7 protein-coding genes, 14 tRNA genes and 2 riboswitches are annotated in these 13,130 nt (G+C 52.1%); all 21 genes read right to left on the reverse strand.

Annotated features, from left to right (window positions below; translation table 11 throughout):
- Positions 1-14 precede the first annotated feature (14 nt).
- Positions 15-1,475: a M1 family metallopeptidase gene (locus EDM60_RS20340; protein ID WP_233454111.1), complete on the reverse strand. Its 1,461-nt coding sequence runs from the start codon at positions 1,473-1,475 to the stop codon at positions 15-17.
- Positions 1,476-1,574: 99 nt separating this feature from the next.
- Positions 1,575-2,870, reverse strand: a complete 1,296-nt coding sequence (locus tag EDM60_RS20345; RefSeq protein WP_122965615.1) for a histidine--tRNA ligase — start codon at positions 2,868-2,870, stop codon at positions 1,575-1,577.
- A gap of 284 nt (positions 2,871-3,154) precedes the next feature.
- A complete protein-coding gene (locus EDM60_RS20350; RefSeq protein WP_063229610.1) occupies positions 3,155-4,531 on the reverse strand; it encodes an NCS2 family permease in 1,377 nt (458 codons plus the stop codon).
- A gap of 120 nt (positions 4,532-4,651) precedes the next feature.
- Positions 4,652-4,753, reverse strand: a riboswitch (purine riboswitch).
- A gap of 89 nt (positions 4,754-4,842) precedes the next feature.
- Positions 4,843-6,381: a glutamine-hydrolyzing GMP synthase gene (gene guaA / locus EDM60_RS20355; RefSeq protein ID WP_122965627.1), complete on the reverse strand. Its 1,539-nt coding sequence runs from the start codon at positions 6,379-6,381 to the stop codon at positions 4,843-4,845.
- Between the two features lie 232 nt (positions 6,382-6,613).
- A riboswitch (purine riboswitch) is annotated at positions 6,614-6,716 on the reverse strand.
- A gap of 20 nt (positions 6,717-6,736) precedes the next feature.
- Positions 6,737-8,971, reverse strand: coding sequence for a transglutaminase TgpA family protein (locus tag EDM60_RS20360; RefSeq protein WP_122965616.1), 2,235 nt, complete (start codon positions 8,969-8,971; stop codon positions 6,737-6,739).
- A gap of 4 nt (positions 8,972-8,975) precedes the next feature.
- Positions 8,976-10,181 carry a DUF58 domain-containing protein gene (locus EDM60_RS20365; protein ID WP_122965617.1) on the reverse strand — a complete coding sequence of 402 codons (1,206 nt, stop codon included), beginning with the start codon at positions 10,179-10,181 and terminating at the stop codon, positions 8,976-8,978.
- 14 nt (positions 10,182-10,195) lie between these two features.
- A complete protein-coding gene (locus EDM60_RS20370) occupies positions 10,196-11,149 on the reverse strand; it encodes an AAA family ATPase (RefSeq protein ID WP_122965618.1) in 954 nt (317 codons plus the stop codon).
- Between the two features lie 237 nt (positions 11,150-11,386).
- Positions 11,387-11,463: transfer RNA gene (locus EDM60_RS20375), tRNA-Arg, on the reverse strand.
- A 182-nt stretch (positions 11,464-11,645) separates the two neighbouring features.
- Positions 11,646-11,721: transfer RNA gene (locus EDM60_RS20380), tRNA-Gly, on the reverse strand.
- A gap of 51 nt (positions 11,722-11,772) precedes the next feature.
- Positions 11,773-11,851, reverse strand: a tRNA-Leu gene (locus tag EDM60_RS20385).
- Between the two features lie 63 nt (positions 11,852-11,914).
- Positions 11,915-11,990: transfer RNA gene (locus EDM60_RS20390), tRNA-Lys, on the reverse strand.
- A 5-nt stretch (positions 11,991-11,995) separates the two neighbouring features.
- A tRNA-Gln gene (locus EDM60_RS20395) sits at positions 11,996-12,070 on the reverse strand.
- 4 nt (positions 12,071-12,074) lie between these two features.
- A tRNA-Thr gene (locus tag EDM60_RS20400) sits at positions 12,075-12,150 on the reverse strand.
- Between the two features lie 15 nt (positions 12,151-12,165).
- Positions 12,166-12,241: transfer RNA gene (locus EDM60_RS20405), tRNA-Phe, on the reverse strand.
- 40 nt (positions 12,242-12,281) lie between these two features.
- Positions 12,282-12,358, reverse strand: a tRNA-Asp gene (locus EDM60_RS20410).
- A 46-nt stretch (positions 12,359-12,404) separates the two neighbouring features.
- Positions 12,405-12,481, reverse strand: a tRNA-Met gene (locus EDM60_RS20415).
- Between the two features lie 73 nt (positions 12,482-12,554).
- A tRNA-Val gene (locus tag EDM60_RS20420) sits at positions 12,555-12,630 on the reverse strand.
- 102 nt (positions 12,631-12,732) lie between these two features.
- Positions 12,733-12,806 (reverse strand) — tRNA-Glu (locus EDM60_RS20425).
- A 12-nt stretch (positions 12,807-12,818) separates the two neighbouring features.
- A tRNA-Leu gene (locus EDM60_RS20430) sits at positions 12,819-12,903 on the reverse strand.
- 9 nt (positions 12,904-12,912) lie between these two features.
- Positions 12,913-12,989, reverse strand: a tRNA-Met gene (locus EDM60_RS20435).
- Positions 12,990-13,014: 25 nt separating this feature from the next.
- Positions 13,015-13,105: transfer RNA gene (locus tag EDM60_RS20440), tRNA-Ser, on the reverse strand.
- Positions 13,106-13,130 lie beyond the last annotated feature (25 nt).

Here is a 13,130-nt window from a genome sequence, read left to right on the forward strand (position 1 = left end):
TCCCCTGCCTTCGCTTACTTTTGCTGCTTTTCGCGTTGTCGTTCCAGCCAGGCCGCTGCCTGTTCCTGCTGGGACATGTCCAGATTCATCCAATAGTCCAAAAATGCGCTCGCGTCCTCGCCAGCCGCTTTTGTCAAAAACGCCTTCCATTGCTCGCCGCTGACAAGCTGGTAACGGTAAGTCGCCACATACTGTCTCAAAACATCATACAGCCGCTCTTCTCCCCAAGCTCCCCGCAACAGCCACAGCATGGAGGTTGTCCTGGAGTAAACGAGATCGCTATAGTATTGATTGGCAGGAAACTCGGTGAGAGCCTGCCACGGCCGCTGATGCTCTTTTACGTAAAGCGGCACAAACGTCCCGTTGGCAAGCCGCCTGCGCACGCGCTCAGCACCGTGTAGCGGATACTGTTCCGTCAGGAAGGAGATCGTTGCATATTCAGTAAAGCCTTCGTCCAGCCATGCCTCGCGAAGCTGATCGTTGCCGACCAATCCGTAAAACCATTGGTGGGCCGTCTCATGCACCACCGTATCAATCGCGTACTCTGCATTCGCCAGAAAATGCCGCCCGTCCAGAAACACCAAAGCCGGGTACTCCATCCCGTTGATCGCCCCGCCTGTCCGAATCACATCGTACTCCGTGTACGGATATGCCCCCAAGTTTTGATGAAAATACGCCAGTGACGAAACAGCCGCCTGATGGTTTTGCTTGGCTTGCTGCACGTCATCCCCTTGGCGCCACCAAGTGCGAACTACTGTATCTCCTGCTTTGCTCTCTGTGCTCTGGTAGCTCGCATCCATGACAACAAGGGCGAAATCGCGCACATCTTTTACGCGCAGCCGTGCCGTTTTTTCTCCTTTTGACGGCGCAGTCACCTCTGCTGCTTTATCGGGTGCCGTGCTCGCCCACTGATAGCCCGCTGGAAAAGTGACGTTGACCTCGTAATCTGCGACCTCGCTGTAAAAGGGATCGCCTACAGGCTCGTACGCATCGAGACGCCACCCGCCCTGATCGTACACGGCGAGAATCGGCAGCCAGTTGCCCAGCCAGATCGCGTGCTCATCGTATGACATCCTCCCGTCGTTGTGAGGAAGCTTCATCGCAAAATCCAGCTCGATTTTGTGCGGGCCTGTCTCGCTTATCGGTTCTCCTTCTGCTGCAAGCGGTATCTCCAAAATATGCCCAGTCTTTTTGCCCGCAACCGCTTTTCCGTCGACTGTGAGCTTGTTACTATCATACGTGCCAAGTCCAGGTTCCTTGCCTAAAAGTTCCTCCCATAGCATTCCATCTTGTCGTTTCGTAAATACGTCCGGATAAAGATGAAGGTAGGCATGTTTCGGGTCTTTCGGCCAAAAGATGATGGCTATGCTTCCGCTCACTTCTTTTTTCACTGGATCAATGTGGACATTCGCCTGATACAACGGCTTTTGCAAAAGCGGCTCCTCGCTTGCCTTAGCTGGCCATCCCAAGTTCATCACCAAGCAACTGCATCCTAGCCAAAAGGCCCATTTCCGCATGCCTTCGCCCCCTTTTTTCTTTATCGTAACGAAAGTGGCAAAAAAAGGCTATCTCCTTTACAGCCTACTGGACAACCAGCTTGAAACAGAATCGAGTGCTATTGCCTCTTCACTGCCCTGCCGCATGTCCCGCACGATCACCTGTCCGCTGTTCACTTCGTTCTCGCCGTAAATCAGCGCGTAGGCTATCCCTTCCTTGTTTGCGTAGTCCAGCGCTTTCTTCAGCTTCCTGCCCGCAAGCTCCAGCTCGACCCGGAGACCGCTCGCACGCAGGCGATTCGCCAGCCCAAGGCTAAGCGTCTCGGTGCCGAGCGGGATGACCAAAACGTCAGCGGCTGCCCGCTCGCTTGCCTCCCGCATGGAGAGCGCCGCCAGAATCACATCAAGCCCAAACGAGATGCCCACCGCCGGATATGCTCGCCCATCGCCTAAAAACCGCCCAATAATCTCATCGAACCTGCCGCCACTCCCGATGCTTGAGGCAATGCTTCGATCCTGCAAAAAAATCTCGTAAACTGTGCCCGTGTAAATCCCCAAGCCGCGGGCCAAAAACGGCGAAAAGCGCACCTCGCCAGAGACGCCTGCTCCTTGCAAGTAGTCAAACAGCTCTTGCAGCTCCTGTACGCCCTGCCGGAAAGTATCAGAGGAAAACTGCTTCGCCAAAGCGTCCAAAGTCAGCGCCCCCTTTTGCAAAAAAGCTGTGATCGCTGCAACAAGCGGCTCCTCCACCTGGCGCTCCCGCAAATCGTCGCGTACCCCTTCCACGCCGATTTTCTCCAGCTTGTCGAGCGACAGCATCACATCTCCCGCCCTTTCTGCCGGTACCCCCAGCTCCTGCAACACGCCCGACAACAGCTTGCGATTGTTTACCTCGATGTACACGTCCAACCCAAGCTTGGCAAACGCTGCAAACGCCATGCTGATCAGCTCTGCCTCGGCAAGCATCGAGGACGTACCGACGATATCGACGTCACACTGGATAAACTCCCGCAGCCGTCCAGTCTTCACCGGACCGTCGCGAAACACTTTGCCGATCTCATAGCGCTTGAAGGGCAATCTCATCTCCGGGTTCATCCCGACGACTTTTGCCAAAGGAACCGTCAAATCGTAGCGCAAGGCGAGTTCCCGCTCCCCTTGGTCACTCAGCCGATAAACTTCTTTCAAAATCTCGTCCCCGCCGCCGTATTTGGATGCGAGCAGCTCATAGTATTGCAATGTCGGAGTCTCCAGCGGCTTGCAGCCGTACGCCTCGAACACCGCCTCCAGCGTGCGCCGTATCCAGTTGCGCTGCGCCTGCTCTTTTGGCAAAAAGTCTTTTGTTCCTTTCACGCTTTTCAAAACGCTGTTTTCCATGTCCCTCATCCTTTCTGTTTTCGAACCAACAAAAATAGCCATGCGAGGCAACTTCATGCCCGCATGGCTACAAAAAAATCACCACCGCAGGCACAAAGCACAAGAAGCGCTTGCACCTGCGGAAACATTTCCGAAGATACAAACGCTCTAGCCGTGGTGATGCTGTTGAAGGAACGATATTTGGCTAAACATGACAGAGGTCCCTCCACATCAAAAGATTTTTCCTATCATAGCGCAAAAAAAGCTCCCCGTCCAGTAGACGAGAAGCCATTTTCCAAAATATCCTATTCGCGCAACCAGATGAAGTAGGCCAGGAACACGAAGAACAGAACGTACATCGCCGGATGCACTTCACGCCCTTTGCCTTTCAGCAACTTCATCACTGGATAAACGATGAAGCCAGTCGCAATCCCTGTTGCGATACTGTAAGTCAGCGGCATCAACAAGATCGTCAGGAACGCCGGGAACGCTTCGTCCAGATCGTTCCAAGCCACATGGGCGATATGCGAAGCCATCAGCACACCGACGATAATCAGCGCCGGGGCGGTAACAGCCGGGGTCACAATCGCGAGCAGCGGCGAGAAGAACAGAGCCAGCAAGAACAGCACGCCTGTAACGATAGCAGTAAAACCGGAACGGCCGCCTGCTGCTACCCCTGCCGTGGACTCGACATAAGCAGTAGTCGTCGAAGTACCGAGTACCGCACCCGCCATACCGGCAATCGCATCAGAAGCGAGCGCTTTGCCAGGACGCGGCAAGTTTCCGTCTTCTTTCAACAATCCAGCTTGGCTGGCTACGCCGAGCAAAGTACCTGTTGCATCGAAGAAGTCAACGAACAAGAACGTAAGAACAACGATCAGCATGTTCACTGTAAACAAAGCAGATGGATCACCGAGGTATTGGAACGCCGCACCGAATGTCGGCGCCAGGCTCGGCGGTGCAGATACAACCTGCTCTGGCAGGCTGACCAGACCGAAGATCATCCCGACTACAGCTGTGACCACCATCCCGATGAAAATACCGGAGTTCACTTTTCGCGAAAGCAGAACGACCGTAACAATCAGACCGAAGATTGCCAGCAAGGCATTTTTCGCAGCCAATACGTCTTCTGGCTTCATTCCTTCATGGTAAAAGGTCAGATGACCCAAAGCGACAAACGTCGCATCATTTGCAACCACAATGCCTGCGTTTTTCAAACCGATAAATGCGATAAACAGCCCAATCCCCGCAGAAACCGCATATTTCAACCCTTTTGGAATCGCTTTGATGATTGCTTCCCGAACGCCAGTCAAGGACAGAATCAAAAAGATCGTACAAGAGACAAATACCCCAGCCAATGCTTGTTGCCAAGGAATGTGCATCGTCAACACGACGGTGTAAGTAAAGAACGCATTCAGTCCCATCCCTGGTGCTTGCCCGATCGGCAAACGTCCAAGAATCCCCATGAGCAGCGTTCCGATCGCTGCTGCCAGAGCTGTCGCCGTGAATACAGCGCCGAACTCAGGGTAGTTTGCTTTCAGATCCGGCGGCAAGTCTGCACCGCTGAGAATGAACGGATTGACAGCCAGAATATACGCCATGGCCAAAAAAGTAGTGATGCCCGCGATTGTTTCGCGGCGGTAATTGGTGCCCAGTTTGTCAAACTCAAAGTACTTCCGCACCGTAAGTCCCCCCATGCTTATGGTAGTGGCAATGAAAAAAGGCCCGGACGCTATTAGTATGCGCCTGGCCTCTTCACAAAACACTCCGGGAACAATTTCAAAAATAATAACAAACTCGCATCCCGTCGACATTTTGTTCGTAGCCAGGTCGTTAATGGCGACCCCGTAGAAACTCTTGAGCCATATTCTCAAGAATATACGAACCTTCCTATATTACCTGTTCACATTGAGAAGTGTATCAGGTGACATATCGAATGTCAACGAAAATACGAACGTTCATTTTTGAAATAAGGTGAACATCCGGATTTATTTTATTCCCACTCAATCGTTGCTGGTGGTTTGGAAGTGACATCGTACACGATGCGGTTTACGTTGTCGACTTCATTGACGATCCGCGTGGAGATTTTCTCCAGAACATCCCACGGAATGCGTGCCCAGTCAGCTGTCATGCCGTCGATGGAAGTAACGGCACGAATGCCTACTGTGTAGGAATAAGTGCGTACATCGCCCATTACGCCCACTGTCGTCATGTTCGGCAGAGCTGTGAAGTATTGCCAAATGTCCCGATCCAAACCTGCTTTGGCAATCTCTTCGCGAAGAATCGCGTCGGATTCACGAACGATCTCCAGTTTTTCCTCTGTCACTTCGCCCAAAACGCGAATGCCGAGTCCCGGACCTGGGAACGGTTGACGCCAAACGATTTCATCCGGCAAGCCAAGCTCTGTACCCAATTTGCGAACCTCGTCCTTGAACAATGTTTTCAAAGGCTCGATCAGTTCGAACTTCATGTCTTCCGGCAAGCCGCCCACGTTGTGGTGGGATTTGATCGTTTGCGCTGTCGCCGTTCCGCTTTCCACGATGTCCGTGTACAGTGTACCTTGCGCCAGGAAGTCCATGTCTGTCAGTTTGCCTGCTTCTTCATCGAATACGTAAATGAACTCGTTGCCGATGATTTTGCGCTTTTGCTCAGGATCGGAAACGCCTTTCAGCTTGCTCAGGAAACGCTCGCGAGCGTCAATCTTGATCACTTTCATGGAGAATTTCTCACCGAATGTCTCCATGACGCTTTCCGCTTCCCCTTTGCGCAGAAGGCCGTGGTCTACGAACATGCAAGTCAATTGATCGCCAATCGCTCTGTGGATCAACGCTGCTACGACGGAAGAGTCAACGCCGCCGCTCAAGGCACACAGAACTTGCTTGTTGCCTACGGTTTCACGGATGCGAACCAGCTCGTCCTCGATGAAAGTCGTCATGCTCCAGGTAGGCTCGCAACCGCACACGTTAAACAGGAAGTTGCCGATGAACTCGCTTCCTTTTACGGTATGACGAACTTCTGGGTGGAATTGCACGCCGTACAGCTTGCGCTCAGGGTTGCTGATCGCCGCTACCGGGCAACTGTCGCTCACAGCATCTACGCTAAAACCAGTCGGAAGCTCTACTACTTTATCGGTGTGGCTCATCCAGACGATTTCATTCGCATCCCATTTTTCGTACAGGCTGTGGGCATTTTGCAAACGCAGCTCCGCTTTTCCGTACTCGCGTTTGCCAGCTCGCTCTACTTTTCCTTCCAGCATGTGGCTCATCAGCTGCATGCCGTAGCAAATACCCAGGATTGGCAAGCCCAGATCAAAAATCGCCGGATCTACTTTAGGCGCTCCCTCTTCGTACACGCTCGCAGGTCCGCCGGAGAAAATAATCCCTTTTGGTTGCATTGCCTTGATTTTTTCTACAGGCGTATTGAACGGCATCAGCTCGCTGTAGACACCGAGATCGCGAACGCGTCGCGCGATCAATTGATTGTACTGGCCTCCGAAATCGAGTACGACGACCATTTCCAATGACTTGTCCATCATATCCCCCTTCTCCTGTTACGCACAGGACGTGAGTGTCGGCTGCAATTTTGCCGACCTCCTCGCTTGATGCATGGTCAAACAGTTTCCGCTTCCCCCGGTTCTGCATCATGCCCACTCGTCTACAAGCCGAATTGTCGCATATTTGCAAAAAAACCGGGACGGTGACTCCGATCTTTCATACGGAGGCAGCGTCCCAGCTTGTGTACACATGTGTGGTTGCATGTACAGAAATCCGAAGTGCTCTCCTCGTAGTCGCCGAATTTACGGTTCAGCGGTAGAAACTTTCAGGCCGTATTCCTGATCATTATACGAGACTCATTGATCGTCATTCTAGCAGATGGGACGGCTTTGTTCAAGGCTTCAGTTGACGGATCAATCTCTCGATCAGCTGCTCTGCCACGGAACGTGCCTTTTGTTCCAATTCCTTGTAGCCGTAAACGGTTCGCTCGTACATTTCCGTCAAGTAACGCAAGTCTTGCCGCTTGTCGGCTGGAATCGTGATTCTGCCTACATACTCCCGGAGAGTCTCACCCGATTGCCGGCGTGAGTAGACACTTTCCATCACGCGAAGCAACCAGTTGAAACGATCCTGGTACTTGTTTCCTTTATGTTGATCAATCTGTCTTCGGAGCCACCATAGTTGAATGTCTTTTCTCCTCTTCCAAGCCATGAAACCCGCAACGGCTGCCACAACCACCAGCCCCGCATTGACTTGCCACGGAATCGAAAAGCTTTTCCCAGGGACGGCATCTCCCTCTTCCAGCTCATTGAAGCGCCCGTCTCCTCTGTCTGGCGAAGTCTGGTTGCCCAGATCCGGCACAGGGATCGGCAATTGCGGTTGGGAGGTTTGCAAATCGTAGTTGAATCGCACTGGCGAGATAAAGGTGCTGGTCGCTTCAAAAGGAATCCACCCGTGACCCGGGAAGTACACCTCTACCCATGAGTGGGCATCTTTGTTGCGAATTTCCATGATGTCGCGGTTTTGATCGTCGCTGCCTACTCTCTCCCCCGGAGCGAAGCCTTTTACCCAGCGCGTCGGGATGTCCAGAGAGCGCAACATAACCGCCATGGAGGTGGAGAAATGATCGCAGTACCCTCTCATGCTGTCAAAGAGAAAATGGTCGACAAAATCTTGACCCTCCGCAGCTACAGGCACATCTTTCGTTTCATACTTATATTTTCCACTCGAACGCAAGTAATTCTCGATCGCCCGGACTTTTTCGTACGGGGTCTTGGCATTTTGCGTAATCGACTTCGCCAGCTCTTTTACACGCGGCGGCAAAGTTGCCGGAAGCTGCAAGTACCGCTCTTTGATCTCTTCCGGATAGTCGGTTCCCGCTTCGGTCACTGCCTTTTCGCTGACAACCGGAACCTCTGCATTCACCTTGTACTGGTTGAGCTTGAGCAGCAATGTGTTAGGAGCGTATTCCGTTTTGCCATTTTGCGATCTGGGCTGGATCAGGTTGATTTTGCCTGCCCGCACCTCTAGCTGTTGGTTCAACTGATCATACACGACAGTAGCATTCGGCGGAGCGTAATTGCTCACCTTGTTCAATTGCCCCGGATAAAAGACAGTGGCAAACTGCTGCGGTCCTTTAAATTCCAGCGTTGCTTCTACCTTTTTCATTTCGAACCCGTGGAACAGTTCATTTTTCCACTCGTAGTTTTGCGGGTCGAGAATCGCCGTGTAATCGCGTTCCCCTTTCTCCCAGCCTACACCTGTATACAGGTCTTTGGAGTCGCCGCGCCAATAGCTGCGCTCGTTCGTTGTCGCAATGAACACCAGCGTATTGTCTTGCAGAAAAGGTCCGCCCAACCGCTCGTCGTTGTTGTCGTAACCAACTTTTTTCATGACCGCTGTCGGCGTCTCGTTCCCGTTGCCCATCAGAAAAGCAATCGGATCAGGCCAGCTCGCTGCTTTCTTCGGAGCGGCATAGCCGATGCCTACGCTCACGAGAATGATCAGGAGAGAAGCCATCAGAGAACCGAAGAGAAGCCGGCTCCTTTTTTCTGCCACGGTAGCCATGTTGGTCATCTTCATCAAATGACTGACAGCCAGGAGCAAGAACCCGAAAATGAGCGTCCGCACAATCCCCTCGCTCGCATCATACGGCAAGAACGTATCAAGGACAGCCAAATACAGCTCTGTCAAAAAGACGAACCATAAGCCTTGCCGCTGCTCCAGTACCAAGTACGTCAGCATCGTAATCAAAACGATCAGCATCAGGTCAAACAAGGCATTTCGCGACAAGATGGACATCGCTGCCCAATCCTGCTGGAAAGCCAGCGGGAGGTCATGAACTATCTGCCCGTACAACTCCGCCAGCCAATCCGTCGCAAACAGCGGTGTGTCGAACAAAGAAGCATGCAAAAGCCACAGCAGGCCCAGCATTTTGATCGGTATTGTAATCCAGCGATACGGTATGGCTACGTCAATAATCAGCACTCCGGCCACGATCGCATAAAAAGGCCAAAGGATGCCTGTATCTGTCAGCTCCTGCAAAGGCAATAGCCACTCTCTTAGCATCAGGAACAGAAAAAGGGCCGAGACCCATTGCCATACCGTTGGACGTTTCCACACGCTCATGAGTCTAAGCACCTCCTATCCGCTTCCACTCTTGTTCATCGACGTGGATAGACGTACACGATACTTTGCTTCCGCCGAGCAGTTGCAGCATTCGTCTGCGCTCCTGGGAAATGGTGGCTTCGGCATGTACGTAGAACAATTGCACTCTTCTTCCTTTTTGCGACAACGCAATCAGTCGATTGACCAGGTCTTTGTCTACTCGCGGTGTGACGATAATCAGCGTTACACCTTGTTGCTGTTCCAGCGCTTCTCGCCCTACAACCCGTGCGAACGACTCGCTTCCTTGCGGCATGACTCGCGCCAACTGATCAAACACACGCAGGAAGTGGGCATGGGACAGCGCCGGAGCAATCGAGATGCGTTCCTTTTGCCTGTACACCAGCCCGTAGTGATACTGGTTCCGGTTGGCATACGCGATCAGGCTTGCACTTAGCTTTACCGCCGTTTCGAAAAGCTGGGCTGGCTGGCCCTCGTAGCTTTCCTTTTCTACATCAAGGAAAAAGACAGCCTGATTCATCGCCTGATGCTCAAATTCCTTTGTTTTTAAGCCAGTCCCTCTGGCAGATGCACGCCAATGAATCTGGCTCAGCCGGTCACCGCGCTGATAATCGCGTACGCCCCTTACCGCAGCGACGTCGTCGGAGCGCTTGTGTGACACGTGGACATTCCCGCTGAAGCTGCCATCGCCCAAAGCCCAATGCGTCAATTCCTTATAGCGTGGATAGACGAGAAACTCCTGGGGGAATGAAAACACTTTCCGCCTTTCGCAAAATCCGAAAAAATCTCCTCCGCTGACAACACACTGATCCAGCGTGTAAAAACCGCGTGGCAGACTGGGAATGACGTAGCGAAACTCCATCTCTTTTTTAAACCAAGGAAAAATCAGCTGTCTGTGCGGCTCATACACGCCTGCGAGACGCTCCGGCAACGGCTCCACAACCATATGCCACCCGAGCGGAAACCGGATTCTCCGACGCAGACGAACCGTCACAACGACGTCCTCGCCGTCCTGCAAACGGTTGCGATCGATGTGGCGTTCTACCTCCAGCGTAGAGAACATGAGAAAATACGCCAGAGCCTCATATACCAGAAACACCAGACTGCTGTAAAAAAGAAACCAGCTGGAAAAACCGCCCTGAAATTTGGCGAAAACATAGGTGATCACCACAAGCAGGACCGCTTTGAGCTTACCCCATCTTTGCTGTCTCATTCGCAGTCACCGCCTCAGCTCACCGGCACTCGGGTTTCGGTCAAGATCACGGTCAGTACCCGATCAACGGTTGCTCCTTCCAGACGTGCTTCCGGCTTCACGATCATCCGATGGGCGAATACTAACGGCACCAGTTCTTTGACATCATCCGGGATAACGTAATCTCTGCCGCGTACAAATGCAAGTGCCTGCACCGCTTTATACAAGGCAAGTGACCCGCGTGGACTTACACCAAGGTAAATATGGTGGTGTTCACGTGTACGGTGGCAAAGCCGCACAATGTATTCTTTTACCCCTTCCGACACCTTGATCGCAGCAACTTCTTTCTGGAGCTGCGTCAAGTCTGCTGCCGACAAGACAGGCTCAAGCTCTGTGAGCGGATTCACATCTGAGAATCTCGACAACATCCGCATTTCTTCATCTACAGTCGGATATCCCAAGCGTAATTGCATCAGAAAACGGTCCAACTGTGCTTCCGGCAGTGGAAACGTTCCTTCGTATTCCAGCGGGTTTTGCGTCGCCATCACAAAAAACGGGTTGGCCAACCGATACGTTGTGCCGTCTACGGTGACTGAGCGCTCTTCCATCGCTTCCAAAAGAGCGGACTGTGTCTTTGGCGATGTCCGGTTGATTTCATCCGCCAAAATCACGTTTGCAAACAACGGTCCTTGCCGAAATTCAAACTCCATCGTTTGCTGGTTGAAGATCGCTACCCCAGTCACGTCGGTCGGCAGCAAATCGGGCGTGAATTGGATACGCTTGAACTCGCCCCCGATCGATTTGGCCAGAGCGCGTACGAGCATCGTCTTTCCGACACCCGGCACGTCCTCCAAAAGAACATGCCCATTCGCCAAAATCGCTGCGACCATCATCTCGATTACCGAACGTTTTCCAATCAAAACTTTTTCTATATTATCGATCAGTTTAGCAATTGCAGGATGCATTTGGTCCAATTTAATTGGGTTCACGTTGATACATCTCCTGTTCCATCTTATTCTTCCATCGCGCATGTAACAAACTCTCGTTGTCACCTGTTTTCCCTTGTATCACCTGTATTGTTGATGTTGAAAATACAGTGTAATTCTAAAGTAATAGATGGAATTGGGAGATACAAGGAAAACTTACTTAAAATTTGTAAGAATGCAGCCGAGGTTATGCAAAAAAGAGTAGGAATTGTTCCTACTCTACGGTTTCATATGAAGTAATGGCGTGCCCTGAGAGATTCGAACTCCCGACCTTTTGATTCGTAGTCAAACGCTCTATCCAGCTGAGCTAAGGGCACTTAATTGTAAGAGTCAACCTGAAACGGTTGAATAATGATGGAGCGGACGACGGGTCTCGCTTCTACTGGCACCACTTCGTCGATTTGCTACCCGACAAGCCAGATCTGAAGTGCCCGTGACACTCTTCTTTAATGCTCTTCAAGGGTAAACCCGGAACGGGTGAGAGACCCGAGAACATCTATGGAGCGGACGACGGGTCTCGAACCCGCGACCTTCGCCTTGGCAAGGCGACGCTCTACCAATTGAGCTACGTCCGCATGTACATGAACAAAGGTTTGCTCTGGCTGCAAATCCTTTTTCTTATAAGGTGCGGGTGAAGGGACTTGAACCCCCACGGTCTCCCGCCAGAACCTAAATCTGGTGCGTCTGCCATTCCGCCACACCCGCAAGATAAAACAGAAAAGCGCATCGATATTTCTATCGTGCTACTCGACTCTTGATTGTAAAAACTGGTGAGCCATGAAGGACTCGAACCTTCGACCCTCTGATTAAAAGTCAGATGCTCTACCAACTGAGCTAATGGCTCGCAAATGGCTGGGGTACTAGGATTTGAACCTAGGAATGACGGAGTCAAAGTCCGTTGCCTTACCGCTTGGCTATACCCCAATGGTGGTGCCGGCAATAGGACTTGAACCCACAACCCCCTGATTACAAGTCAGGTGCTCTACCAATTGAGCTATACCGGCAAGATATGTTACTAATGGTGGCTCGGGACGGAATCGAACCGCCGACACGAGGATTTTCAGTCCTCTGCTCTACCGACTGAGCTACCGAGCCATAATGATTTTTATCTTATGCCATTCTTTTATTCAAAAAATGGCGGAGCTGACGGGACTCGAACCCGCGACCTCCGGTGTGACAGACCGGCGTGAACTCCAACTTCACCACAGCTCCATGTTTGGTTGCACCCAAGGGTACTTCCATTCCATCAAGGAAAATTTGGTTGCGGGAGCAGGATTTGAACCTGCGACCTTCGGGTTATGAGCCCGACGAGCTACCGAGCTGCTCCATCCCGCGACGATTAGGACTCACACGTCAGCATCACCACAAAACGCGGCGTTTTCAACTGACCGTCCTGCTAATTTATAAATGGTGGAGGCTGACGGGATCGAACCGCCGACCCTCTGCTTGTAAGGCAGATGCTCTCCCAGCTGAGCTAAGCCTCCATGCTCCCCGACTTTTGTCGGGTCCCAACCAGTTGTTGGGCCCCCCCCGCAAAATGTTCGGTGTTGCTATAACGCAACACTTCATTTTGTGAGGTGATTAAGTGACCCGTAGGGGATTCGAACCCCTGTATGACAGCGTGAAAGGCTGCTGTGTTAAACCGCTTCACCAACGGGCCATGTATTAAATATGGTGCGGTCGGCGAGACTCGAACTCGCACGGGTCGCCCCGCCACCCCCTCAAGATGGTGTGTCTGCCAATTCCACCACGACCGCAGCTTAGGATGGTAGCGGCGGAGGGAATCGAACCCCCGACCTTTCGGGTATGAACCGAACGCTCTAACCAGCTGAGCTACACCGCCATAAAAGCTTTTTGATTGAAAAATATGGCGGAGAGTGAGGGATTCGAACCCTCGCTACGCTTGCGCATACTAACGGTTTAGCAAACCGTCCCCTTCGGCCTCTTGGGTAACTCTCCGCATATATGGCTCCTCGGGACGGAC

It is taken from the genome of Brevibacillus parabrevis (genome assembly GCF_003710905.1).
GTDB classification, from domain to species: Bacteria; Bacillota; Bacilli; order Brevibacillales; family Brevibacillaceae; genus Brevibacillus; species Brevibacillus parabrevis.

Bases quoted from the DNA above. Each gene is read 5' to 3' on its own strand.
- EDM60_RS20340 (WP_233454111.1), bottom strand. From the start codon at position 1,475: ATGAACTTGGGATGGCCAGCTAAGGCAAGCGAGGAGCCGCTTTTGCAA.
- EDM60_RS20345 (WP_122965615.1), bottom strand. From the start codon at position 2,870: ATGGAAAACAGCGTTTTGAAAAGCGTGAAAGGAACAAAAGACTTTTTG.
- guaA (WP_122965627.1), bottom strand. From the start codon at position 6,381: ATGGACAAGTCATTGGAAATGGTCGTCGTACTCGATTTCGGAGGCCAG.
- EDM60_RS20360 (WP_122965616.1), bottom strand. From the start codon at position 8,971: ATGAGCGTGTGGAAACGTCCAACGGTATGGCAATGGGTCTCGGCCCTT.
- EDM60_RS20365 (WP_122965617.1), bottom strand. From the start codon at position 10,181: ATGAGACAGCAAAGATGGGGTAAGCTCAAAGCGGTCCTGCTTGTGGTG.